Annotated in this window: 20 protein-coding genes; 5 read left to right on the top strand and 15 right to left on the bottom strand. The window is 43.5% G+C overall.

The genetic code is table 11. The features are described from left to right. Nucleotides 1-303: 303 nt before the first annotated feature. Nucleotides 304-900: an acyl carrier protein phosphodiesterase gene (locus V7R55_RS10670; protein ID WP_334059454.1), complete on the bottom strand. Its 597-nt coding sequence runs from the start codon at nucleotides 898-900 to the stop codon at nucleotides 304-306. Between the two features lie 196 nt (nucleotides 901-1096). On the opposite strand from V7R55_RS10670, the gene miaE reads away from it, so the two are divergent. Then, nucleotides 1097-1879 (top strand): tRNA isopentenyl-2-thiomethyl-A-37 hydroxylase MiaE, encoded by a 783-nt coding sequence (gene miaE, locus V7R55_RS10665; RefSeq protein ID WP_334059453.1) that lies wholly within the window; start codon nucleotides 1097-1099, stop codon nucleotides 1877-1879. 214 nt (nucleotides 1880-2093) lie between these two features. Further along, nucleotides 2094-2693 (top strand): Yip1 family protein, encoded by a 600-nt coding sequence (locus tag V7R55_RS10660; RefSeq protein WP_105929391.1) that lies wholly within the window; start codon nucleotides 2094-2096, stop codon nucleotides 2691-2693. Nucleotides 2694-2777: 84 nt separating this feature from the next. On the opposite strand, the gene purF is transcribed toward V7R55_RS10660, so the two are convergent. The 11 genes from purF to V7R55_RS10605 all read right to left on the bottom strand — a co-directional run bounded on the left by purF (nucleotide 2778) and on the right by V7R55_RS10605 (nucleotide 18316). Then, nucleotides 2778-4301 (bottom strand): amidophosphoribosyltransferase, encoded by a 1524-nt coding sequence (purF, locus tag V7R55_RS10655; RefSeq protein WP_334059452.1) that lies wholly within the window; start codon nucleotides 4299-4301, stop codon nucleotides 2778-2780. A gap of 14 nt (nucleotides 4302-4315) precedes the next feature. Next, the gene (locus tag V7R55_RS10650; protein WP_334059451.1) at nucleotides 4316-4804 is read right to left on the bottom strand and encodes a CvpA family protein; all 489 of its coding nucleotides are present in this window, start codon (nucleotides 4802-4804) and stop codon (nucleotides 4316-4318) included. Nucleotides 4805-4963: 159 nt separating this feature from the next. After that, nucleotides 4964-5587, bottom strand: coding sequence for an SPOR domain-containing protein (locus V7R55_RS10645; RefSeq protein ID WP_334059450.1), 624 nt, complete (start codon nucleotides 5585-5587; stop codon nucleotides 4964-4966). Between the two features lie 45 nt (nucleotides 5588-5632). Then, on the bottom strand, nucleotides 5633-6964 hold the full coding sequence (gene folC / locus V7R55_RS10640; RefSeq protein WP_334059449.1) for a bifunctional tetrahydrofolate synthase/dihydrofolate synthase: 1332 nt from the start codon (nucleotides 6962-6964) through the stop codon (nucleotides 5633-5635). After that, entirely contained in the window at nucleotides 6964-7809 is an 846-nt protein-coding gene (accD, locus tag V7R55_RS10635; RefSeq protein ID WP_179983821.1) for an acetyl-CoA carboxylase, carboxyltransferase subunit beta, read from the bottom strand. The genes folC and accD overlap by 1 nt, the downstream gene beginning before the upstream one ends. Nucleotides 7810-8089: 280 nt before the next feature. Then, the gene (locus V7R55_RS10630) at nucleotides 8090-8902 is read right to left on the bottom strand and encodes a substrate-binding periplasmic protein (RefSeq protein ID WP_334059447.1); all 813 of its coding nucleotides are present in this window, start codon (nucleotides 8900-8902) and stop codon (nucleotides 8090-8092) included. Nucleotides 8903-8929: 27 nt separating this feature from the next. Continuing rightward, a complete protein-coding gene (gene truA, locus V7R55_RS10625) occupies nucleotides 8930-9724 on the bottom strand; it encodes a tRNA pseudouridine(38-40) synthase TruA (RefSeq protein ID WP_334059446.1) in 795 nt (264 codons plus the stop codon). A gap of 200 nt (nucleotides 9725-9924) precedes the next feature. After that, nucleotides 9925-14571, bottom strand: a complete 4647-nt coding sequence (locus V7R55_RS10620; protein WP_334059445.1) for a FimV/HubP family polar landmark protein — start codon at nucleotides 14569-14571, stop codon at nucleotides 9925-9927. 497 nt (nucleotides 14572-15068) lie between these two features. Further along, nucleotides 15069-16085 (bottom strand): aspartate-semialdehyde dehydrogenase, encoded by a 1017-nt coding sequence (locus tag V7R55_RS10615; protein ID WP_334059444.1) that lies wholly within the window; start codon nucleotides 16083-16085, stop codon nucleotides 15069-15071. Nucleotides 16086-16114: 29 nt separating this feature from the next. Further along, entirely contained in the window at nucleotides 16115-17323 is a 1209-nt protein-coding gene (locus tag V7R55_RS10610; protein WP_334059443.1) for a 4-phosphoerythronate dehydrogenase, read from the bottom strand. Between the two features lie 237 nt (nucleotides 17324-17560). Continuing rightward, nucleotides 17561-18316 carry a class II aldolase/adducin family protein gene (locus V7R55_RS10605; RefSeq protein ID WP_334059442.1) on the bottom strand — a complete coding sequence of 252 codons (756 nt, stop codon included), beginning with the start codon at nucleotides 18314-18316 and terminating at the stop codon, nucleotides 17561-17563. Between the two features lie 175 nt (nucleotides 18317-18491). Between V7R55_RS10605 and V7R55_RS10600 the strand changes: the two genes are divergently transcribed. Continuing rightward, a complete protein-coding gene (locus tag V7R55_RS10600; protein WP_334059441.1) occupies nucleotides 18492-19181 on the top strand; it encodes a Crp/Fnr family transcriptional regulator in 690 nt (229 codons plus the stop codon). Between the two features lie 81 nt (nucleotides 19182-19262). Then, the gene (locus V7R55_RS10595; protein ID WP_334059440.1) at nucleotides 19263-20171 is read left to right on the top strand and encodes an alpha/beta fold hydrolase; all 909 of its coding nucleotides are present in this window, start codon (nucleotides 19263-19265) and stop codon (nucleotides 20169-20171) included. Between the two features lie 221 nt (nucleotides 20172-20392). Here the strand turns inward: V7R55_RS10595 and V7R55_RS10590 are convergent, their stop codons facing one another. After that, on the bottom strand, nucleotides 20393-20680 hold the full coding sequence (locus tag V7R55_RS10590) for a type II toxin-antitoxin system RelE/ParE family toxin (RefSeq protein ID WP_334059439.1): 288 nt from the start codon (nucleotides 20678-20680) through the stop codon (nucleotides 20393-20395). Further along, nucleotides 20681-20911, bottom strand: coding sequence for a ribbon-helix-helix domain-containing protein (locus tag V7R55_RS10585; RefSeq protein WP_110288631.1), 231 nt, complete (start codon nucleotides 20909-20911; stop codon nucleotides 20681-20683). It lies immediately after the preceding gene. A 452-nt stretch (nucleotides 20912-21363) separates the two neighbouring features. Between V7R55_RS10585 and V7R55_RS10580 the strand changes: the two genes are divergently transcribed. Further along, nucleotides 21364-23085 (top strand): serine hydrolase domain-containing protein, encoded by a 1722-nt coding sequence (locus V7R55_RS10580; protein ID WP_334059438.1) that lies wholly within the window; start codon nucleotides 21364-21366, stop codon nucleotides 23083-23085. A gap of 141 nt (nucleotides 23086-23226) precedes the next feature. Here V7R55_RS10580 and V7R55_RS10575 read toward each other — a convergent pair whose 3' ends face one another. Continuing rightward, nucleotides 23227-24393, bottom strand: coding sequence for an alpha/beta hydrolase (locus V7R55_RS10575; protein ID WP_334059437.1), 1167 nt, complete (start codon nucleotides 24391-24393; stop codon nucleotides 23227-23229). Nucleotides 24394-24615 lie beyond the last annotated feature (222 nt).

Here is a 24615-nt window from a genome sequence, read left to right as displayed (position 1 = left end):
GGTTTGTCTCAGAACTTGCTAATAAATGGTGAACATGTGATTTGTATTTAGAGTTAACCTGACTAAACAGCAGGGCTCTTGTGTTTCTAGCTGAAGGGTAAGTATTTTTCATTTGTTCGTCTTTTGTGTGTCGTTAGTTTTTCGTTTTGTATTTGTTAAGCGCAAGCTAACCTGTTTTTCATACAGGCCATTGTTGCACTATATTTGAGACTCTATCAATTAAGACTATATCGCTGTTAACAAGTGAGCTTAGCAATCAACGATAGAACTACCAATTTCTTCGATACGTTCCTGTTAAGGTGGCTAGTTCTCATTGCTATTTTCAGGGCCCCTGTCCTTTATATGAGCGATGAGGTCTGGGAAAAATGTCATAAATCTCGCTTCTATTTCCTTTTTATTCGCACTTATATCATCTACCACGTGATGAAAAGTGTTCGCAAACCGAATTCGTTTAGCAACAACAGAGATGGCCCTAGCAATGCCCTCTTCTTTGGCATAATCTTCAAACCAATCGTGGGTAATCATATGACCTACGCTATGCTGCATTGCTCTTGGCATAATGGGCAACCTCTGTTCTAACAAGGAAAAGCTTTGTTCTCGAAAGTCGTCAAAGCTATGCGACGTAAACGTCGACCAATGTTTTATCAGCAAGTGGTCGAAGTAGATATCCAGGGCCACGGGCGCAAACCGCCTGCGACTTTGATCGAACAGCGATTTCGCAGCCACGACGTTCTTATGACTATCTGTGAACTTGTCCACTTCGTAATGATTTTTAAGACCCAGCTGCACAGCTTTTCCATATGTGTTTATATCAACGCCACGCCTAAAATCGCCAAGTAAGTTGCCAAAATGGGAATCGGCAGTGGGGCGTGCTAGAAAAAGGTGAGCAAGGTAGTTCATTTTGTAATTTAGAGTCCTCGATTTTAAGTTGTAACGGCTTATGGGTATCAAGTAAAATCAGCGCTCAGTTCAGAAGCATCGAATTTGGATAGCATCAGTCTAAGACGAGCACAACTGCCTTGTCGACATTGAAGTTGAAAGTATGACAAATTCAAATGTAACTGAAAAACCGTAGCACTTAAAACCGAGTTTCAACATGTCTGTAATATCTTCTTCTGAAGTCACGTCTTTGCTTTTACCCGTCAATGATTTTTTACATTGCGAGACGCCACAGTCGTGGATAGATGAAGCGCAGAAAGAAGAAAATCTCCGCGTTATTCTCACCGATCACTTAATTTGCGAGCTTAAAGCAGCTCAATCGGCAATGTACCTACTTCGTCGCTATGTGGCTGATGAGGAAACCAGCAAAGTTTTGCTAGGCTGGTTAAAGCCTTACGAAAACTTTACTTATCGCCATGAAGGCGATTGGCAATCGCTCAATACTAAGCATCTGTCCAAGAATGTATTTAACACTGAAGGGCTAGACCCCTTTAAAAAAGACATGCTAGATAAAATGGTGATGCTGATTAAAGAAGAGCTTCATCATTTTTACCAAGTGCTAGAAATTATGCACGAGCTAGGCTTTGAATATAAGTCAGTGACGTCAAGTCGCTATGCCAATGGATTGCTACGTCATATACGCACCTACGAGCCTGAAAAGCTGGTTGATAAGCTTATTTGTGGCGCTTACATTGAAGCCCGCTCATGCGAGCGTTTTGCTAAACTCGCTCCGTATGTTTCCGAAAATCTTGGCAAATTTTATATATCTTTGCTTCGTTCAGAAGCCAGACATTTTGAAGATTACCTTACTCTTGCCGAGCAGATCGCTAAATCCGATATATCAGAGCGCATCGCCCACTTCGGAAGCGTCGAAAAATCACTTATTGAAAGTGACGACGAGGAACTGCGTTTTCATTCTGGCGCCCCTCAATTTAACTGATACTTATAGCCGTCTATAAATTAAGCAATTTATATTGACGGCTTTGCCTTTCTGCTGCACACTCAACTTGTAAACATATTGTTAATGGCAGTGTTTGACGCTTTGCGTCGTGTTCGTGTTCGTGTTCTCTGATTTTACGGTTTGTCCGTGTGTTTACCCTGCCTCACAACAATATTCTTTAAAATAATAACGTTGGTGAATAAGGCAGGACTTTATGATTTTGAATCATCTGATTGGAATTTACACCCACCCAAGAGAAGAATGGCAAACCATTGATACCAAGCACGAAACCTATTTTTACGCGCTTACCCATATTGCTTTTATTGCACTTATCCCCTCCCTTGTAGCCTATTATTCTAGTGCGCATACAGGGTGGAGTATTGGTGCTGGAGACATAATACGACTAAGCGAGAATACCGCTATTATGATGGGTATCGGCATGTACTTTGGCTTAATTGCCGGTGTTGTAGCGCTGGCAGTGTTAATTCATGAGTTGGCTAAAGCGTTCGATGCAACGCCAACGTATACACAGTCACTAGAACTTGCGGCTTACACCGCAACACCGCTGTTCATGGTCGGCTTTGCCGGTCTTTACCCTGAACTTTGGGTAGTGATGACGGCACTGCTAGTGGGTATTAGCTACTCGGTTTATCTACTCTATTCCGGCGTACCTATTTTGATGCACATGCCAGAAGACAAAGGCTTCATTTACTCAAGTTCTGTAGTGACGTGCGGGTTGGTTTTACTGGTTATTCTAATGACAGGTTCGGTATTAGTGTGGGGGTTAACTGGCGGACCAGTGTTCGTTCACTAACGCCCTAGCTCAACACAAAATAGGATAATGAAAAGCCGCTTTAAAAGCGGCTTTTTCGTTCACTATAAACTTATTTCAAAAGTGCTAATCTGCGGCATCAATGTTATGTACATCAAGATTACTCAGTTCAGCTTGGACCACAGGTGCTTTTCTTGCTGCCTCACCCCGTGACATATCAATGCGCTCAAGATACTCTTGATTAATATCGGCAGTGATATAATTACCGTCGAACACTGATGTTTCAAAACGCTGGATCGTATCATTCTCTTCGCGCACGGCTTCAACCAAGTCAGAAATGTCCTGGAAGATAAGACCATCAGCTTGAATAAGCTCTGCAATTTGGTCAATTTCACGCCCGTATGCAATCAGTTCATTAGCTGATGGCATATCAATACCGTATACATTCGGGAAGCGGATTTCCGGTGCCGCCGACGCAAAGTACACTTTTTTAGCGCCAGACTCTCGGGCCATTTCAATAATCTGACCCGACGTTGTACCGCGCACAATAGAATCGTCAACAAGTAATACACTCTTGCCTTTAAATTCAGAAGAGATGGCGTTTAGTTTACGACGCACTGACTTTTTACGCATGGTTTGGCCAGGCATGATAAAAGTTCTGCCAATATAGCGATTTTTAACAAAACCCTGACGATAAGGCAGTTCAAGTGTATTAGCGATTTGCAGCGCTACATCCATCGACGTTTCAGGGATAGGGATCACCACGTCGATATCAAGGTCTGCCCATTCGCGCTTAATTTTTTCACCTAGCTTACGGCCCATGTTTACGCGAGACGCATAAACAGAGATACCGTCGATAAAGCTATCTGGGCGAGCAAAATAAACGAACTCGAAGATACATGGTGATGTGACAGGGTTCTCTGCACACTGTCTTGTATGCAGCTGGCCTTCTTCGGTAATAAATACCGCTTCACCAGGCATAACATCGCGAACAAACTGGAAGCCAACAGCATCAAGTGCAACGCTTTCAGACGCTACCATCCACTCTTCGCCCAGCTCGCTCATGCGCTTACCCAGTGCAAGCGGTCGAATGCCGTGGGGATCTCGAAACGCTACAATACCTTGGCCGATGATGGCCGCAACGACTGCGTAGGCACCACGAATTTTCTTATGAACTTTCGTTACCACTTCAAAAATGTGTTCGGCGCTTACGCTTAACCCCGCTACCTGCTGCAGTTCGTGAGCAAGAATATTAAGCAATAATTCTGAATCTGAGGTCGTGTTGATGTGGCGGCGTGCAATGCGGAACACTTCTTCCTGTAACTCATGGGCGTTGGTAAGGTTGCCGTTATGTGCAAAGGCAATACCAAACGGCGAGTTCACATAAAACGGTTGCGCCTCTGCAGAGCTTGATGTACCCGCGGTAGGATAGCGAACATGCCCAATACCCATGTTGCCGGACAGCCTCTTCATATGACGCGTATGGAAAACATCTCGAACCAAGCCATTCGCTTTGCGCAAATTAAACATATTTTGGTCGATAGTCATAATTCCTGCAGCATCCTGCCCACGGTGCTGAATAACCGTTAGACCGTCGTACAGTGACTGAGCTACGGGTGTTTTACCAACTATTCCGACTATACCACACATGTGCGTTACCTATTTCAAGCGGGATTTAAGAAACTGGAGGAGTCTTTCACATAACTGAAAAACCACTCAATGATGACACCAAACTCTGGAATGAGTACCGATGCTTGCCACCAATTAGAGGAGGCTGCACCAGTAAAGGTGTCCATAAAAAAGAGCAATGCGCTAACAATAAGCACGCCACGCAGTGCACCGAAAACTATACCTAGGACTCTATCGGTACCAGACAACCCCGTTGCCTGTACCAGCTGACTAATAACATAATTGATCATGCCGCCCAGAATGAGCGTTGTCACAAACAGCGCAGCAATTGCAGCGCCATTTTTCAAATAAGGATCATCAATGGCTGTGAAGTAAATGGCGAGGTCAGCATAAAAATTACTTGAAATAAAGAGTGCAGCAAACCAAACCACTAACGAGATGGCTTCTTTAACAAACCCTCTAATAAGGCTTATTAAGGTAGATACCGCAATGATACCCAGTATGGAAAAGTCTACCCAGTTCATCGTCTCTTTATTGCGTTGATGTTGCTTTTTATGGTGAAGCAACGAGCCTTTGGCGAGATGGCGCGCATTCTAACAGAAGATAGAAATATTACTAGTCTGTAATGCAATCCCTATCACTCCCCTGTCAGTAAACGTTGTTCAATATACAATGAATACACATTACTCAACTTTGAACGTGGTGACTTTACCTTTAAGTTTCGTTAGCTCTTTCAAATGTGGTAGCGCCGATTCCAGTTTTTTCTTGTCTAAATCAGGGCCAACGAAGACTTTGTTGAGCGGGCCAGAGCTAGTTTGAATTTTGCGACTAAACGCGCGATATCCTGCCTTTTCAAGCTTTGCCAGCAATGCCTTTACGTTTTTTTCATGACGAAAGCTACCAAGCTGAATAACCCAGCCTGCGTCGTCATCTGCAGAGGCACTTTTCGTATCAACAACCGTTTGGCTCGCTAACTTGTCCTCTTCTTCAAAGGCTTTTGGCACTGGCGCTTTAGCGGCTGTAGCTTCGTCAGTATTTTTGCTGTTACCTGTACTTGAAGCAACCAGCTCTTCATCTAACGCTATTTCATCCTCAATTTCGACAGCCGGTACCGCAGCTTTCGCTACCCGCTCTGATGGAAAAGATTCAGGCTCTACGATGGGCTTTTTAGGCGGGTTTGCAGGAACAGAGACAAAAGGCTCTCTGTTCGTTTGCTTTTTGCCATCAAGAAAGTCTGGTAAAAAGATAACCGCTAGGGCGACAACAATAATTGTCCCCACCAGTCTATTCTTTAATGCCGATGTCACTGTGCTCTCCTGCTTGAATACACGGTTTTACCTACAATGCGCGCGTTAGTTTTGCTCAGCAAGCACGTCTGCAACGGTAACAAAAGAACCAAAAACGAGAATAAGTTCACCAGTTTGATAATCTGCAAGCGCACGTTGATATGCTGAAGACACGTCTTGAAACGTATCTATATTCTCTATGGTTGTGCCGGCATTAACAAGTGCATTTTCAAGTACTTCTGCATTGCAACCCCGCGGTCCACTTGTTGAAGCTAAGTACCACTTGGCGTTAAGACCGGAAAGTGGCGCCAAGGTCTCAGCAATAGACTTATCTTTAAGCATACCCACAACAACGCGCATTTGGCTAACATCGTAACGGTTTAGCCATTCTTGCATGGCAGAAGTAGCTTGTGGATTGTGAGCAACATCTACGACAACTAGAGGCGATTCACTAATAGTTTGTTGGCGACCCGGCATAGTGGTATTTTCGATAATGTCCCTAACCACACTTTCTCCGGGCAGCAAATCTAGTAGCTCCAGCGCGGCCAACGCTGTACTCGCATTTTGAAGTGGAATTTTAGGGTAAGGTAGCGACGCGTAGCTGTTACTCTTTCCTTTCCAGCTCCACTCGCTGTAATCACCTGCTACGACTGTGACGAAGTCCTGTGTGGCCCAACGTACGTTAGCTTGTAGTTCGTTTGCCACATCGTAAAGCGATGATGGAGGAAACAGCTCACCAACCACTGCATTACCGTTTTTGCGCATAATGCCCGCTTTTTCCCGAGCGATTTTTTCTCTTGTATTGCCAAGCCAATCCTGATGGTCGAGATCGATGGTGGTTATAACGGCAAGGTCAGGATTTATAATATTCGTAGCGTCTAAACGCCCGCCGAGCCCCACTTCAAGAATAACTACATCGACCGCCCATGACTGCATCATTTTCATTGCAGCCAGTGTACCGAACTCAAAGTAAGTCAGGGTAATGGGTTCGCCACCCGTGCTCTTTCGCGCGCTTTCAACAAACTCAAAAGCACCGACAAATTCACTGGCAGGCGGTAATTCACCGTTGTAACGCACTCGTTCACGGTAATCGGTCAAATGAGGCGAGCTGTAAACCGCAACGCTTTTGCCTTGCGATAACATGGCTTGCTCGAGTAAACGGCACGTTGTGCCCTTACCGTTTGTGCCTGCAACAGTAATAACCAAAGACTGGCTAAGTGAAAGTGCCATGGCATTGGCCACCTCTTTCACTCTGTCTAGCCCCATATCGATGGCGCTAGGATGAATAGATTCTAGGTAAGACAACCATTGGCTCAGGCTTTTTTTCGAAGCAGAAGGCGCGAGGGCGCCTTCTGTATTTGGCACTGAGCCAGGTTTTAAATTATTTTCGTTATTCACTAATTCTTGTAATGCAACTTAACCAACAGGCTGTGTAATCTATCACGCATATCTCTGCGGTCAATGATCATGTCAATTGCGCCTTTCTCAACAAGGAATTCACTGCGCTGGAAACCTTCCGGCAGTTTTTCTCTTACTGTTTGCTCGATTACGCGAGGGCCCGCGAAACCGATAAGCGCCTTTGGCTCGGCAACGTTAACATCGCCAAGCATTGCCAAACTCGCAGATACACCCCCCATTGTAGGGTCGGTAAGCACACTAATATAAGGCAAACCTTTTTTGCTCATCTTAGCAAGCGCAGCCGACGTCTTAGCCATTTGCATTAGTGACATAAGCGCTTCTTGCATACGCGCACCACCACTTGCACTAAAGCAAATAAGCGGCATATCATTTTCTAAACATGCATTAACGGCGGCAACAAAACGTGCACCTACGACTGACGCCATTGAGCCGCCCATAAACGCAAACTCAAAACATGCAACGACTACAGGCATACCTTTTAGCTTGCCCTGCATTACCACTAGCGCATCTTTTTCGTTAGTCGACTTTTGTGCAGCAACAATACGGTCTTTGTAGCGTTTAGAATCTTTAAACTTAAGTACGTCTTGCGGCTCGTGTTCTGCACCTAACTCGACGCGATCGCCATCGTCTAAGAATGCATCAATGCGACGGCGTGCAGTAATACGCATATGGTGGTCGCACTTAGGGCAAACTTCCTGAAGTTTTTCCAGTTCGCTCTTGTATAGCACAGCTTGGCAAGAACCACACTTTGTCCAGATACCTTCTGGCACATTACCTTTGGTTGATGTTTGCGTGCGAGGAAGAATTTTTTGAATCCAGCTCATGGAAATTGAATCCTTTGTTTTTGTTTGCCGACCATGACGATTAATGTTTGTTCATACTTGAGGTCAACAACACATTAAATTTTTAAGTTTCATACTGTATTACAAAGAAAAAATGCGTAACACAATAGAACAGCTACCTAATATAGCGCGCTATTAGACCACAATACAACGAAATGGAAAAAACAAAACTGGTCTTAGAAGTTGGCAATCGACACAAGTAGTGCTTACCGCTGTTAGCTTTTGCTAAATTATCACTGGCGAGATTTATAGAATGCTGGTTTCACCGAGCACCGTGACATTTAACTTTTGGAAAATGGTTAACACCTGAGTGACGTTCTAGCGATTTTTGCCTTTGTCCGCTTTCGACAAAATGCGTCAGTGCAGTATCTATTTTATTTTTAAGGGAGTTTAAATCAGAACGAATAACAAACACTAAACGAGCCCGATTAACAACGTTAGGTGACTGATAGAATTCTGAAGAGCAAAACGTCTTATTAAACAGAACAGCACGCGCATTATGTTCATTCATTATCGCAAAGTCACAACGCCCTTTAGACATCATCATAGCCATTGTAAATTGACTGCTTGAGTCAACCCTCTGGATATTGTTTTCTTTTCTCTCAAAAAACTGCTGTAAAATGGGATAAGTAAAGCCGTATCTAGTACAAATACTAGAGGATAAGTTTGCCTCGGGTACAAACGGCCCTTCGAAACTTGAAGCTGAATAGATATAGCTGTCATGCTTGATCAACTCTTCGCTGAACAAAAAGTCGTTCGGTTTACTTATCCAACTTTCAGAAGAGAGGAACAAATCTATCGATGACGACTTTAATAAATCTTCGCTTCTGGCACGATTCGAGTCTAAATAAACAATACGAAACTGATTCGATAACTCATTCGAATTAAAAAAATCGACGACTATGCCTTCATAGCGTTTGGAGTTCTCATCATAATATAAATAAGGAGCTGCGCCTGGTGTGTTAACCGCGAAACGGACGCTAGGGGTTTTATCTTTTATATGGGCGCCGCACTCTAAAGCCGTAAAACACAGTAACAAACCCAAAATTTGTGATAAAAATTGAAACCTGGTCACACTACTTCCTTGTACATATCAACAGTGCTATGTGTAATCTGGCAGAAATAACGGCCCCATAGGCCCTTTAGGCAGGTTATGCTCTTCAGGGTAAGTTACGTCTACCAAGTACAGACCATTTGGCTTCGCTGTGGCTGCCGATTTGCTCCTGTCTTTTAAGCTTAACAGGTGAGCAATCCAATTTACATCTTGCTCCCCCGCCCCAATTTCAACAAGCGCGCCTGTGATGTTGCGAACCATGTGGTGCAGGAAAGCATTAGCACGGATATCTATAATCACATACCGACCTTGGCGGTACACGCTCACGTCGGTAACATTGCGAAACGGCGTTTTACTCTGGCAAAGCGCTGCGCGAAAAGACGTGAAGTCTTGCTCACCTAATAGTGCTTGAGCGGCAAGGTGCATTTTCTTTTCATCTAGTTCACGGTGAATATGGGTAACACCCGAATGCAAAATAGCAGGGCGCATTTTTGCATTATGGATGACGTACCGATAGCGGCGATGGGTAGCAGAAAAACGCGCGTGGAAGTCATCGCTAACGTTCTTCGCCCAAGTAACGGCAACGGAGTTAGGAAGGTTTGCATTAACCCCAAGTGTCCACGCTCGCTCTGAACGTGGAGCATCACAATTGAAATGAACCACTTGTCCGGTCGCATGCACACCAGCGTCGGTGCGTCCTGCGCATTGCACTTCAATAGGTTGGTTGGCTACTGTCGAAAGTGCCTTTTCAAGATGCTCTTGAACACTCGGTACTTCCCGTTGGCGTTGCCAACCGTAAACAGCGGCACCGTCGTATTCAATCCCTAAGGCAATTCGCCCCATATCTGTATTACCCTGTTTCTGAAAAGCCGCTAAGTGTAGTCATGTCACTTGCAACATGCAATGCCGCTTATAGGCAAAACCTATCGCAGCTCGACAAATAAACGCATGCCAATGAAAACAAAAGCGGCCTGTATATCTTTAACATACAGACCGCTCAATACGAATATCAACGCAAGTTTAAGCTCGCATTTAAAATCTTGTTAAACAATTTTCTCAAAAATCGACGCTGCTTCCTGCTTTTGTTCTTCACTGCCTTCTTTCATTACTTCTTCAAGTAATTCTCTTGCAGCATCTACGTCTTCCATTTCGATGTACGCACGAGCCAAGTCTAAGTTGGCGTTTTGCCCTGCATCTTTATCAATATCAATTACCGTGTCATCGTCGGATACGCCAGTAAAGTCAGATAAACTCACGTCAAGATCTAACGCTTGGCTATCTGGATCAGGTGCATTTGAATCGTCTCCATCGTCCATCAGCGCCTCTACATCAAGAAAATCTTCGGACGATGTTGAAAGCTCACTGTCAGTATCGACGTCGCTAAGTAAAGCAGCCAAATCCAAATCAGGATTATCAAGCTTCAGCTCTTCCTCTTGTTCCCCTTCAGGCTCTGCTTGTGCTGCGCCCTCTTGGCTCTCTTCAATTTCAGTAGGCGTGGCGATATCTAAGTCCATATCATCTGGAATATCGAGGTCGTCTTCTTCAAGCTCAAAAGTATCTTCTTCGTTATCAATCTGCTCAGACTCTAGGTCAACGCCATCGTCTAACGAAAAAGTTTCTTCGTCTTCTTCAAGTTCGAAGGTATCGTCACTTTTCGCTGGTTCAAGACTGTCAGTTGATTCAAGACTTTCCGTTGGTTCAAGACTTTCCGTTGGTTCAAGACTTTCCGTTGGTTCAAGACTGTCATCGACACTTTCTTCCAACTCAAACGTAGCCTCTTCATCATCTTCCTGCTCGAGTTCGAAAGTGTCTTCATTACTGTCGGCCGAAGACTCTGCTGACTCATGTATGCCTTCATTTTCAATGACGCTCGCATCTACAGCATCGTCTGACTCAAGGCTTTGGAGAAGTTCATCAAATTCAGCGCTGTCTAAGTCATCAAGTATCTCGTTGTCGTCAACAGCATCGTCGTCGGAACCTGACAACCAATCGTCAAGACCAGGGACGTCATCAAGTTCATTGAATTCTTTTTCTTCACTACCCTCTGAGTCACTCTCATTTGAGTCTTGGTTTTCAGCTGAGCCCAAGTCCTTAGCAGCACCAGTGTCTTCGGGTTGCTGGCTATTTTCATCAACGCCGTCGACCTCCTGTTCAAGCTCAAAACTGTCTATCTCATCGAATGCTGCATCCAAAAGACTATCGTCATACTCGTCACTGTCTTTTTCTGCTGATGGTTCTGATTCGTCTGTAGAGACATCGTCTTCGGATAACTCTTCGTCAGCAGAGAGCTTCTCATCCGCTGAAGGCTCTTCTCCAGCTGAAGGCTCTTGTTCGGCTGAAGGCTCTTGTTCGGCTGAAGGCTCCATCTCACCGAAAGAAGGAATATCATCCATCATTTGTTTTTCGAATGCTTCAATAGCATCGTCTAATGGGTCGTCGGAATCGCCTTCGGTCTCATCTTCGGTACTTTCGAGCTCAAATTCCGGCTCGACCTCAGCTTCTGCTTCTTCCTCAAATTCCAACTCTGTTTCAGGCTCAGGCTGGGACTCTAGCTCCGCTTCCAATTCAGGCTCTAGTTCAGATTCTGTATTGGCGTCTTGTTCGGGCTCTATTTCAGCGCCCTGCTCTGGTTGACCTTCTAATTCTTGTTCTGGCTCTGGCTCTGGCTCTGGCTCTGGCTCTGGCTCTGGCTCTGGCTCTGGCTCTGGCTCTGGCTCTGCATTATCTTCAAGATCAGTATCAGCGTCTGCGTCAACCTCAACCTTGTCTTCAGGAGTAGACTCGGTTTCTTCTGACTCAGTACCAAAGTCTAGTTCTGCTTCAGGCTCTGGCTGAGACTCTAGCTCTGCTTCTAATTCAGGAGCTACCTCTGACTCTATATCGGCATCTTGTTCGGGTTCAATTTCAGCGCCCAACTCTGTTTGCGCTTCTGGCTCTAAATCTGGTTCTGGCTCTAAATCTGGTTCTGGCTCTAAATCTGGTTCTGGTTCTGGTTCTGGTTCTGGTTCTGGATTATCATCAAGATGGGTATCAGCGTCTGCGTCCACCTCAATCTTTTCTTCAGGTGTTAACTCGGTCTCTTCTAATTCAGAATCGAACTCGAGTTCTGTTTCAGGTTCTGGCTGCGACTCTAGCTCTGCTTGTAGCTCAGGCTCTAATTCTGACTCTATATCGGCATCTTGTTCAGACTCTACTTCGGTGCCTATCTCTGGCTGCTCTTCTAGCTTTGGCTCTGTTTCTTCAGATTGCCCAGCGGTTTCGCCATCAGCATCAAATTCGGTGTCTGTATCACCTTCAGACTCTATTTCAGATTCAAGTTCAGAAAGTAATTCGTCTGTTAGCTGATCGACATCTTCGCTACTTTTTGACTCTTCAGCTTCTAATTCAGCTAGAAGTTCATCAGTAAGCGGATCGTTTAAATCTTCGCCGCTATCAGAAACCGTAATTTCTGCATCTTCATCGTAAACTTCAGGTTCAGCGTTTGGACTAACTTCTGGTTCGCCCTCTAGCTCAGCTTCAAGCTCCGCGAGCAACTCGTCGGTAAATGGGTCATCAAAGTCGCCATCGTCTTCTGTTTGAGAAGGTGGTTCATTTGAAGTGTCTTCACCTCGTTCTTCAAACTCATCTAATACCGAATCGCTTACTTCTTGCGATTCTTGATCCGCTGAAGGCTCTTCCGAATAATCATCCTCCGCTTGAAGCTCAGCAATAAGGTCGTCGGATAGCGGGTCACTGAAATCGGCATCAGTTTCTATTTCGTCGGTGACGATTTCATCTAAATCATCAGTAATCGCATCAAGGCTTTGGATTGACTGAGGTGAAGGTGACGATGTAGTTATCTCATCTTCGAAATCATCTTCGTCTTCATCATCCTCTTCGCCTAAACCACCCATCATTTCAATTTGCTCTATTTCGTTAAGCAAGTCGTCGGTGATTTTATCTATTTCTTTGTTTTGCTGATTTATCTCGTCATCAAGCTTACTCAGCATGTCTTCATTGATAAGGTCGTCGTTGCTGTCGAGCTCATCGGTAAGACCTGCATCAACACCATGCTCTTCAAGCAAATCGTCAATGCTTATTTCTGGCTTGTCGTCTTCATCTTCTATATTCGGCAGAGATGCAGAACTTTCTTCCTCTTCTTCCGCGTCAGACACCGAATCAACTGAGCTTGCAAGCAACGCGTCGATATCGTCTTCATCAACGTTTTCAGAATCGGCAGCCCCGTTAACCTCAGCCAGTATATCATCAGGGTCAACATCATCGGATTCATCCGACTCAAGACTTTCCGACTTATCGAGGTCTTGGCTCTGCACATCGTCAAGCAAGTCATCAATATCAAAATCATCGTCATCTCCTGTTGCAACTTCCTCTGTGTCCGCTGTCTCTTGCTCACTATCCTCTGCGGCATCTTCATCAAAGATGTCGTCATCACCTGAGAGATCAAATCCTTCAAGATCATCTTCGTCTTTTTCATTTAATACTTTGTCTGACAGGTCATCGTCGTCAAACAAGCTATCTAATTCACTCTGATCGAGCTCATCGGCGCCCGCTTCAAACAAATCATCGTTGTCATCGCCTGGCACCAACATGTCGTCTTCAAGATCGGCAAATGTTTCTAATTCATCGTCTAAGCTTTCTTCTAAATCAGAGGTCAGAACGTCATCAAGCAGGTCGTCATCGTTGAACAAATCGTCATCTGATAACTCCGCTTTATCATCTAAATCGGGTGCTAATGCACTTGAAAGGTCGTCAATATCAGCATCTGGCACCGGAACTTCATCATTATCAGCTGTGATAGTGGGTCCAGCTGCTGGCGCTTCCTCGGGCTTACTATTGCGTTTAAGTAGCCACATGATTAGGCCACCTACCAACATTAGCGACAGAATTGCCGAACCGATGATCAAGCTCAATGGGCTGGTAAGTGCGCTTAAAAATGAAGACTGTTTTTCGGCTTCGCGCTGAGCCTGCTCGGCTTTAATCATATCGAGCAGTTCTTGTTGAAGCGCTACTTGCATATCAAGCTGGCTTTTAACATCGCCTTCGACTTGGCCTCGCAAGGTTTCAAGCTCACCATTGACGGCTTCAACACGCTCATACAAGCGTCTATTTTCGTTTAAGATTGCTTCAACGTTTTCTAGCGACGCAGCAAATTGCATACGTAATTCATCAAACTGACGACTTTGTTCCTGATCTAAACGGGTGATCTTTTGCTCAATGTCAGTTTGTGTTTGAGTGAGGTCTTGTTGATTAACTAACGGCGAAGCGGGCTTAATATTTTTTACGCTGCTGCCGGGCTTGTTAAGTGATTCAGCGAATGCCCTATCGTCTTGCTCAGCTCGCATTTGTGCTTTTTGTTTGTCGATTCTGGCAATATAACGCTCAGACGGCAGCTTCAAAACCGCGCCATCGACTAACAAGTTTAAGTTGCCATTTTCAAATGCGTTGGGATTGAGTTCGTAGATAGCAGTCATAACCTGATAGACACTCAGGCTATTGTTTTGGCGATAGCGCTCGGCGATACGCCACAGGGTATCGTTAGCGTCGATAGGGCCATATTCTAGGCCTGAATACTGATCGGTTGCGTCTTTCGGACCTTTTAAGAAGGTAGCGCGTTCTTGTGCATCAACAGTGATGATAGGGCCAGACAAACAAAGTGTTAGTAAAAGTAAGCCCGTCAAATGCAATTTCATAGCAGTCCTATATGCCCTCAAGCGTCTTTACCACCCGAGACGTATGGGCGGATTTTCTAGCCAATCTGTACGGAAGAAAATATTGGCTTTTATTTTTATTCTTAAGCCACCTTGAAACCATTAATAATCAAGCTAGCGTTTTACAGTCTTTATGAACTTAGCAGTAAGATTTATTTGCGCTTTTTAGAGTTCTTACCCTTCGCCTAAGTGTCTGACTGAGTATTGTTTTTAACGTTGTTTTATTCCTAACTTTACAAACTATAAACCAGTTATTAAGGGTGATCTAGTTAGACAGTAGTATTGGAGCACTCTAATGTTCACATTTTCACTAAAAGTGTCATTCAGTAGCTTCGAGTGCTGTTTTTCTATCCCGTTGAATAGTGCTGCCTCATTGCAACAAGAACCGCCCTTTTATTGCGTATCGGCAAGCACAGAAAAATGTTTACCTTTTCCTGTGCTTATCCGATTAAACAAAAGCAGAACCTCTGCTAAAGCCTTTACAGGTAATCGCGAATTAGCGTCTCAGCAATTTGAATGCTGTTTGTCGCTGCACCTTTGCGAATGTTGTCAGAGACCACCCACAAATTTAAGCCACAAGGGTGGGTAATATCGTTTCTAATTCTACCCACGTGCACAATGTCGTTGCCGCTAGCGCTGCTTACTTGAGTTGGGAATTGCTCATTGCCGTCGTAAACTGTTACGCCTGGCGCATCGGCTAGAAGCTCTTTAACATGCTGCGCATCTATTGGCGAACGCGTTTCTAAGTGAATGGCCTCAGCATGCCCGTAGAAAACCGGCACGCGCACAGCCGTCGCGTTTACCAAAATACTCTGATCGCCCATGATTTTTTGGGTTTCCCTCAGCATTTTCATTTCTTCTTTGGTGTAGTCGTTGTCTTGGAATACGTCGATTTGAGGGATAACGTTAAAGGCAATTTGGCGACTAAACGATTCTGGCTTTACTTCACGTGCGTTCAGCAAACCTGCGGTTTGTTTAGCCAACTCTTCCATGGCTTCTTTACCTGCACCAGAAACTGACTGGTATGTGCACACGTTAATACGGTCAATACCAACCGCGTCTTGAATAGGTTTAAGTGCAACCAACATTTGAATTGTTGAGCAATTTGGGTTCGCAATAATGTTTCTATTGCGAAACTCTGCCAGTGCATGGGCGTTAACTTCTGGCACCACAAGTGGGATATCTGGCTCGTAACGAAACTCTGAAGTATTGTCGATAACAATACAGCCTTCCTCTGCCGCTAGCGGAGCAAATTTTGCAGAAATGCTGCCTCCGGCTGAGAAAAAGCCAAATTGCACTAATGACCAGTCGAAATCATCAGCATCTAATACTTCAATGTCTTCGCCTTTAAACGACACGGTACTACCTGCTGAACGTTTACTGGCAAGCGGATACAAACGGTTTACCGGAAAGTCTCGCTCTTCTAATAGTTCAATCATGGTTTGGCCCACTAGACCTGTGGCGCCAAGTACCGCTACGTCAAACGCTTGCGACATAATGCTTTATGCTCCTAATGTAAAAATAACTAAACCAGACTAACGTGAAAGCCCAGTTTGGTGAATGTGTCTTGGATTTGCTTACTGGTGTTTTTTGGCAAGTGTAACGCATAGGCGCTGCACTCGCGACGTACTCTGTATTGCTTGCGCAATGTAGAAAACGTATTTGCTATATCAGATTTCGCCTCTTCGGTATTTTTTACTAATGAAGAAAACGCGTTTCGCGTTATTTCATCATCAATAGCGACATCGTACACCTCATGAAATACCGCCATAAGATCTTCAACTGATACGCGAGATATCTCTGGCGATACTAACTCAACTTTTATTGGGTTGGTTTTCTCTAAAAAGTCGCTAAGCACTTTGCTTGGGGCTGTGCCCACTACGTCACAAATTTGTTCGTAAATCATTTGCGTACCGCGCACTTTACCTTCTACAGAATGCCCCGCAATATGTGGTGTAACGAACCAAACATAGTCAAATAATGCTGTATTTATGGCAGGTTCATTATCGAATACGTCGAGTACCACCGTTGGCGGTTTTTCCCCTTGAAGTACACTAAGTAGCGCCACTTCATCGATAACCTCGCCCCTGCATGCATTGATAAGCAGCTGGTCAGGTGTTAATGCTTCAAGAAACGCATTGTCTATCATCCGATAGGTGGGATAGTCGCCGTCTTTAATGAACGGCACATGAAGCGAAATAACGTCGCACTGTGCTATTTGCGCTAAGTCTACAAATGACTGACCGTTATGCTCCTTCTTACCAGATTTTGCTAGCGCTTGCTGTAGCGGTGGGTCATACAGACTGTGTTTAACGCCAATTGCCGTTAAAATTCTTGATAATGCAGTTCCCACATTACCAGCACCTACTATTCCCACCGTCGCATTATATAAATCGAGCTTTTGGGCTTTTTGCGCATGCAGCAAAACACTTAACACGTACTCGGCAACCGCAATGGCATTACAGCCTGCTGCACTGCTGTGCATAATACCCACGCTATCTAAATGCGTTTTATCTAAATGATTGGTTCCCGCTGTTGCTGTAGTAACAAACTTAAGCTTGTTAGCGCAGGTCAGCAGTTCAGGGGTAACTTTGGTAGTAGAACGCAGCGCAAGAATATCTACATCGCGCAGCATTTCTGGCACAAGAGATTGCCATGCATAGGTTTCAACCTCACCTACGCTGTTAAGGTAATCGGTGCCAAACGGTATGGTATCTTCAAGAAGTATTTTCATGGCGCTAAGTGTACCTTAACTTAGGCTTTTAGTAACCCAGCGCCCCAATTTATCTTATCGGTGATTTGTTTAATTTACGTCATTTTGATGCGCGTTTGGTCGCAACATTTAAGAGATGGCCGAAGCTCATACAATTATTTAAAACGAGAACGCCTAATGCAAAGCGTTTTAGCTCGCGTTAATGTGCACTTCAGCCTTTGCTGAGCATCGTATTAGATAACGTTAAACTTCAAGCCGTTACTTGTCATATCCAGGGAAACGGCGTTCAACACGTCGTTTGATACCCGGCCAAGCTAACGAGCCACCAGCCTGCCGTGTGACCTGATCGGCCTGTGTACGAATGCCATCTAGAATTGCCGAATGAATTGGAATAAGCGGTTTGCCTGTGGCCTGCGCTTTTAACTGAATCTCACAGGCGCGCTGCATAATAAACATAAACAAGAATGCATCGGGAATATTGTCTGCACAGGTCAAAAGCCCGTGGTTGCGCAAAATCATAAATTGGGTATCGCCTAGGTCGCGAACCAATCGTGCTTTTTCGTCTGAGTTTAACGCCACCCCTTCATAGGCATGATAAGAAAGGGACGCTAGTGGAAAAAGCGACTGCTGCGAGTATGGCTGTAGCCCGTCTTCTAAAATGGAAACTGCTACACCTTCTGCTGTGTGCAAATGCAACACGCATTTGGCATCGTCACGTGCTTCATGAACTGCGCTGTGAATGGTAAAGCCTGCAGGGTTAATGTCGTACTCACTTTCCATTACCTTATTACCGTGCAAATCAACTTTAACCAAACTTGATGCAGTAACTTCATCAAACATTAAACCGTAGGGATTAATCAAAAAATGATGGTCAGGCCCAGGAACACGGGCAGAGATGTGGGTAAAAATGAGATCGTCCCACCCATACATAGCAACGGCGCGGTAGCATGCAGCTAAATCAACACGGGTTTGCCATTCTTCACTGCTAACTTTCGACTTTACTGAATCTGTCATAGTTTTACTCTTTTTATATCTAAAATACTTTCATTGAAGTCTGTCAGCCGTCTTTTGAAGGCCTTACAAAAGGAAAGCTTCAACGAAAATTTTATTTACTTTCTCTTAGCGCCTACATTACGCGCAGTAATTGCTATACACTGTCGGATATACGACATTGTAAGAAATTTGTTAAATGGAAAAATTTAAACCTGTTCTCGCTAGCTCTACTTGGTTTGGCGCGCTCCCACCCTATTTGCAGGAAGCCATGTTCGACAAGATGCGTCTAAAACACTTAAAAGCTGGGCAGCAACTGCATGCTAAAGGTGAAGACGGTGTCGGTTTTTATGGCGTATGCGAGGGCCGTTTAAGAGTTGTTACAGTGGGCGTGGATGGTCGAGAGATGCTATTTGCTTTGCTTGGGCCCGGTACCTGGTTTGGTGAAATATCGATGTTCGACGACCTTCCGCGTACCCATGATAATTTCTGTGAGACAAACTCCACCGTTGCTATTATTCAAAAAAATGCGTTTAAGACATTACTTGAACAGTACCCTGAACTGTACCCGCATTTTACTCGCCTTTTATGTACGCGAGTACGCAGCGCTTTTCAGTTTATTGACTCAAGTGCAGGGCTTAGCCTTAAACACCAGCTTGTAAAACGGCTATTGATGCTTACCACCAGCTATGGTCAACATTTACCTAAGAACAATGCAATTACACTCACCCTCTCGCAAGAGTCTTTGGCGCAGATGATAAATAGCAGTAGGCAAACGGTTAATCAGCTTTTAGGTGAGCTAGAAAGTGAAGGTTTGCTTAAACGACATTACGGGAAAATCACCATTTCCGAGCCAGATACCTTGTTTGGTCGCTACCAGTTTATTTGACCGAATTAATTAGCTGAATCGCTCAAGAGTTTGTGGAATATTATTAAAGGCGTTGAGACGCAAAGAAAAGGAAAGTTCGCATTGAAAATTTTATCTGTCAGCATAGTTTTGCTTTTATTAGTCGGTTTTGTATTTCAGTCATATTCAAGCTATGTCGATTCCACCTCTTTTGACAATCGTGGAGAAATGATAGATATCGGTGGCTATAGCCTTTATGTCGAGGACACTGGAGCAGGAAAAGTTACCGTAATTTTTGATGCTGGTATGGGTGACGACTCATCGGTCTGGAACAAAGTGGCAGAGGAAGTCTCACAGTTTTCTCGGGTCATTACCTATGATAGAGCTGGCCTTGGGTGGAGTGAAAAAAGCCCGAACAAAAGAGACAGCAAAACTATTGTCGCAGAACTTCACTCGGTTCTAGAAAAGAAAGACATTACTGGACCAATTATCCTTGTAGGCCATTCATTTGGCGGGGTAAACATGCAGCGCTATGCCCTCACCTATCCCGAACATATAGCCGCTTTGGTGTTGGTAGACTCTGCCCACGAAGATCAGATAGGTGAGATGCCTCAAACGAATCCTCTTCAAAAATACCTTTTCAAGTTTGGAATGTGGGCAGCCCCTGTCGGTATTCCCAGATTGTACCTTTCCAACACTAATCCAGAAGAAAAAGCCAAAAAAAGTACGACCAAGCATCAATATACCAGCTTAGATGAAGCCGAATACTTTCCAAGAAGCCTTAGCGAATTAAATGAATTAACACCTAACTATGGTGATATGCCCTTGGTGGTTATTGCGCGAAATAAAGCGTCTTCTGACATCGACAATACAAAAACCAGAGATTTGGTATGGGCTACTTTGCAGGAAAACATTGCCACTCGCTCTACCAATAGCACAATTATTTTTTCAGGGGAACGTCAGCATTCTATTCACAAAAGGCAGCCAGAAATAGTTGTTGAAGCAATTCAAAAGCTAGCTGAAAAGCTTTAACTAATACTAGAATTCCGCTGTGAAATGGCCTTGTAGTTATTTTTCGAAAACTTAGTAATAACACAGTAGCTCTCTATTAATATTAGGGTGAGCTTGCGGTTTTACTTAGTTAGATATGGATTTGTACGTGACGCACTGTGTTGAGCGGTGCGACTTCGTTTCCTTCTTTACAGTCTGCTCAAAACAAGGAGCGGACACCGAGTTTTGTTTGTTGGCTTGATTTAGAGCCATTCAACGATGTCTTGCCCACCCAGAATTGCCATTATCTCAACTTCAATACCATTGTATAGATAGTAAATACTGTCTGAGCCATAAGCGCAGCGTCTATACCCCTGCCGAATATGGTCAACTGATTGGTATGCAGATGGATTACTTGCAATTTTTTCAAATGTCTGAAAAAAACCTTCGAAATACTTATCTGCTTGGAGTTCGCCAAATTCTACAAATCCATATGTATAAATACGCCTGAGATCCTCTTTGGCATTCAGCGATAGCTTGTAGCTTTCCATTTATCTTTTTAATTCAGCCTTAAATTCTTTCAGCATATCTTCAGGCGATTGTTCAATGAATCCACTTCTCTCTGCACTGACGAGCTTTTGATTTATTTCCTCAGCGCGTCTGGCCCGACGAATCAAATCATTCACGAGTTCACTTTTGTTTGCATACTCTCGCGTATCTTCAATATGACTTTTGAGCCACGCATCATTTTTTTCAGTCAGAGTGATACTTTGACGAGGCATGACATTTACTCCAATAGATATTAGCTGGTGCAATATTACATCAGACTTGTTTAAACATCAGCATTTTTTAATTTAGAGAAGACAAAAGCCAAAATTATCACAGGCAGCTTGAGTGACGGGTAAATGTACGCAGCCGAAGAGTAGTCTTTCTGGCAATTAGAGACAAACAGCAAACCTTCACACACTACACAAATGGTCTATAACGCGTGGGCTAAAATTAGAAACGATGTGACATAGCCCATGTATTAGCTTCGCAGCTTTCAGAACAAGCGGCTAAAGTGCAAAAGCATTTTCATCAGTGGGTAGTTAATAGAGAATATGTTTGCCTACTAATTAAAACAACTTTACCCTAACCTTCGCCTGAGAATGGTTTTTGCGTTTTTCTACAGCGAATTGACGCTTGCTCTTCATCGGAAAAAATTGAAAATAAGCGCGAACAAGGAATCGTTACAATGTCTAATCTTGCAGCACGTCTAGTCGTTATTTTATCACTATTAATTGGTATAAGCGCCTGCCAACCATCTTTAAAACCTGAAAAACCTCTAAATAGCCCTTCAAAACAAACTATCGAGTTTGACCAACTATTTTCCCAATTCGATGGTATTGATAAGCCCGGGGCCTCAGTTGCAGTTCTGCAGGATGGGGAGATTATATTTTCAAAAGGTTATGGCAGCGCAAACCTAGAATACGATATACCTGTTACGCCAGAAACTATGTTTCACGTTGCATCTGTATCCAAGCAATTTACCGTATTCGCCATTCTTCTACTTGCTGAAGAAGGTAAGTTAAATTTCGATGATGACATACGGCAATACATTCCAGAAGTGCCGGACTTTGGTCACACCATAACTTTACGACACTTAGCATCACATACAAGCGGCATGCGAGATCAATGGAATTTGTTACGTATGGCGGGTTGGCGATTAGATGACGTAATCACTACCGAACACGTACTAAAAATAGTAGCGCGACAAAAAGAGCTAAACTTCAAACCGGGAGAAGAGTTTCTTTACTCAAATACCGGGTTCACACTACTAGCAGAGGTTGTTGCGCGTGTTAGCGGTAAATCTTTTGCTCAGTTCACGCAAGAAAGGCTGTTCACTCCATTGAATATGAGTAACAGCTTGTTTTATGACGACCATCAGAAGATCGTTAGCAATAGGGCCTACTCATACGAGCCCAATGGCAGTGGCTACAAAAAAAGTGTGTTGAACTTTTCAAATGTAGGTGCAACCAGTTTATTTACAACCGCAGAAGATCTGCTGAAATGGTCAGCTAACTACACCGAACCGACTGTTGGTAGCCCTGCTATAATTAAGCAAATGAATACTCTTGCGTCCTTAAACAATGGAGAAACATTTGGTGGCGCTTATGGGCAATTTATTAGTCATTACAAAGGTATCAAATATTTTCAGCATAGCGGCGGAGACGCAGGGTTTCGTTCGTATTTAGCTCGATTCCCTAACCAAAATTTAGCAATTGCAATATTGAATAATGGCGCAGATGCAAGGCCATGGGAATTGGCTCTGCAAATGGCTGACACGCTTTTGAAGAAAGACACCCCTCCCCCTCATAACGCCATTGCTAACGCATTTCTAGAGTCAATCTCACCTAAACAAATATCAGATTTTATTGAGTTAGATAAAGACACACTCAATGCCTATGCGGGTCACTATTGGTATAAACCAGAAGCGTACTCACGAGAGATATATTTAGAAAACGGTAAACTAATGTATTCAAGAGGCCAAGGTGACGTAAGCGAACTCGCTCCTATCAGCGAAAACACCTTCAAAATGCTGAATGTAGAGGGAGAGATTTATGTTGAATTTACTAAAGATGACGAAACAAGCTTCATGACAGTGCGGGTAGACAATATCGATACGTATGTGTCGGTTGGCTATACACCAGTCAAAATAACCAGAACCTGGTTATCGCAGTTCGCCGGCAGTTACTTCAGCCCTGAACTTTCTTCCACTTATCACTTTTCACCAGAAAATAAACAGCTGAAAATTTCTCATCACCGTCTAAGCGACCATTATATTGCGCCAGTCAAAGGTGACTTTTTTAGCTCACAAGTTGGCGATATCCTATTTGAGCGCGATGTTCATGGTGAAGTGAATGGCTTCAGAATATCTAACGGTCGTGTTCGCAATCTTTACTTTAGAAAGCTGTAGACAAGAAAAATAAAAACAATTTATTTTTAAACTTATCAATAAGGACGACAAACATGGTAGCTAGTAATGGTAGCGACACGAGATAACCGTATTTGCGGTTATCTTCCATCACATATACCAAACGGTTGGTGTTATCTAGGATCATAGGGCGTCTAGAAAACTAATAATTGAAGACTTTAGCTCTTTGTCTTCGTGAACCATCAAATTCAAAGCTTCTTGTCCGTATTTTTTTGCAAGGTCCACCTGCTCACGTTGCTCGTAGCCTTTCGCTAAATTAAAAATAACCCACGCAGAGTCTGGATATAATGATGCATTGTATTTTAATAACTTCATACCTTTCTCTGGAGAGTGAACACCATTGGTCATGTAGTCTGCGGCGAAGTTAATTGACCCCTTACGAGGTTTAATTTCTTGGTAAAGGTCGGAAGATAGCTTTTCGTAGTGTTCAGAAATGGCTTCAGGCCCTCCTTCAATTGCATCAAATGGTAAAACCCAGTACCTGTAGAGTTCGTTAGTTGCATTAACTAAACCAGATATATTCGTTGAAGCATGGGGAAGGTTTTTTAAAATTTCACTTTTCACCCTTAACCCTGGAACACTGTGTTCTTTGAAAAAGGTTTGTAACCTTAAAAAAGAATCGGCCATTGTATTAGTTGTTTCATACTCACTTTTTACTATTTCATTACCTAAATTCATATATATGAATTGCTTTAAGGATTTACGAGATGAAAGGTAAGTAATAATCTTTTCTACTGTTTTATTATCTCCCCAGTGAAGGGATGGGCTGAAAGCATAATGCGCTGTAAAGAGTTCAGGCCGAGCTTGAACGGCATATAACGAAAGTAATCCTCCAAGAGAATGACCTTCGAAAATTCTAAATTCAGAAGTCTGATAATTACTGTCTACAAAAGGGATAAGCTCTTTTTCGATATAGTCTAGGAAAACATCTGCTTTACCGCTAAGTACATCAGCTGTTGCATGTGGAGTAGGTGTATAATCTCTGATGCGGTTTTCATTATCTATAGTAACCACAATAGTTTCAGGAATTAGCCAGTCATCATAAAAGCGTGCAATTACCGCACTTACCATTTGTTTATAATACTTGCCGTCCAAAGCATATATTACTGGGTATTTGTGAGTGGGGTCTTCTCCATACCTCTCAGGAAGGTAAACACTTATTTTCTGTTCTTCGTTGAGTACTTTTGAATTTAACACATGCTCGTCTAGTGTAAGCTGTTGCGCTAATATCGAACTTGAAAAACAAAATACTAAGAATAAGCCAAACAAAAACTTCCCTGCTACATTCATGATTTCCTATCTTTTTTTGAATTGGTTTAATCTCAATATATATATGCTTATTAATATTCAAGCTTGCCGATGCGTTAGCTTAAATAGAGAATTAAAAAGTAATAGGTATTGTCTTCTCTATAATACCTAGGCACTTTTCATAGAAAAATGGAACAAAAAAGGGCGTAAACACAAACACCCACGGTGCTCAGTTTTACGCCCTTTTGTTTTTTGAAGCTTCTT

This window comes from Alteromonas sp. S005 (assembly GCF_036864475.1).
Taxonomy (GTDB): domain Bacteria; phylum Pseudomonadota; class Gammaproteobacteria; order Enterobacterales; family Alteromonadaceae; genus Alteromonas.
The sequence above is the reverse complement of the archived record's forward strand: the minus strand, read 5'-3'. Positions and strand labels throughout refer to the sequence as shown.

What these genes read in the sequence shown, in the direction of transcription:
- V7R55_RS10670 (WP_334059454.1), bottom strand. Translation starts at nt 900, where the DNA reads ATGAACTACCTTGCTCACCTTTTTCTAGCACGCCCCACTGCCGATTCC.
- miaE (WP_334059453.1), top strand. Translation starts at nt 1,097, where the DNA reads ATGTCTGTAATATCTTCTTCTGAAGTCACGTCTTTGCTTTTACCCGTC.
- V7R55_RS10660 (WP_105929391.1), top strand. Translation starts at nt 2,094, where the DNA reads ATGATTTTGAATCATCTGATTGGAATTTACACCCACCCAAGAGAAGAA.
- purF (WP_334059452.1), bottom strand. Translation starts at nt 4,301, where the DNA reads ATGTGTGGTATAGTCGGAATAGTTGGTAAAACACCCGTAGCTCAGTCA.
- V7R55_RS10650 (WP_334059451.1), bottom strand. Translation starts at nt 4,804, where the DNA reads ATGAACTGGGTAGACTTTTCCATACTGGGTATCATTGCGGTATCTACC.
- accD (WP_179983821.1), bottom strand. Translation starts at nt 7,809, where the DNA reads ATGAGCTGGATTCAAAAAATTCTTCCTCGCACGCAAACATCAACCAAA.
- truA (WP_334059446.1), bottom strand. Translation starts at nt 9,724, where the DNA reads ATGGGGCGAATTGCCTTAGGGATTGAATACGACGGTGCCGCTGTTTAC.
- V7R55_RS10620 (WP_334059445.1), bottom strand. Translation starts at nt 14,571, where the DNA reads ATGAAATTGCATTTGACGGGCTTACTTTTACTAACACTTTGTTTGTCT.
- V7R55_RS10615 (WP_334059444.1), bottom strand. Translation starts at nt 16,085, where the DNA reads ATGTCGCAAGCGTTTGACGTAGCGGTACTTGGCGCCACAGGTCTAGTG.
- V7R55_RS10610 (WP_334059443.1), bottom strand. Translation starts at nt 17,323, where the DNA reads ATGAAAATACTTCTTGAAGATACCATACCGTTTGGCACCGATTACCTT.
- V7R55_RS10605 (WP_334059442.1), bottom strand. Translation starts at nt 18,316, where the DNA reads ATGACAGATTCAGTAAAGTCGAAAGTTAGCAGTGAAGAATGGCAAACC.
- V7R55_RS10600 (WP_334059441.1), top strand. Translation starts at nt 18,492, where the DNA reads ATGGAAAAATTTAAACCTGTTCTCGCTAGCTCTACTTGGTTTGGCGCG.
- V7R55_RS10590 (WP_334059439.1), bottom strand. Translation starts at nt 20,680, where the DNA reads ATGGAAAGCTACAAGCTATCGCTGAATGCCAAAGAGGATCTCAGGCGT.
- V7R55_RS10585 (WP_110288631.1), bottom strand. Translation starts at nt 20,911, where the DNA reads ATGCCTCGTCAAAGTATCACTCTGACTGAAAAAAATGATGCGTGGCTC.
- V7R55_RS10580 (WP_334059438.1), top strand. Translation starts at nt 21,364, where the DNA reads ATGTCTAATCTTGCAGCACGTCTAGTCGTTATTTTATCACTATTAATT.
- V7R55_RS10575 (WP_334059437.1), bottom strand. Translation starts at nt 24,393, where the DNA reads ATGAATGTAGCAGGGAAGTTTTTGTTTGGCTTATTCTTAGTATTTTGT.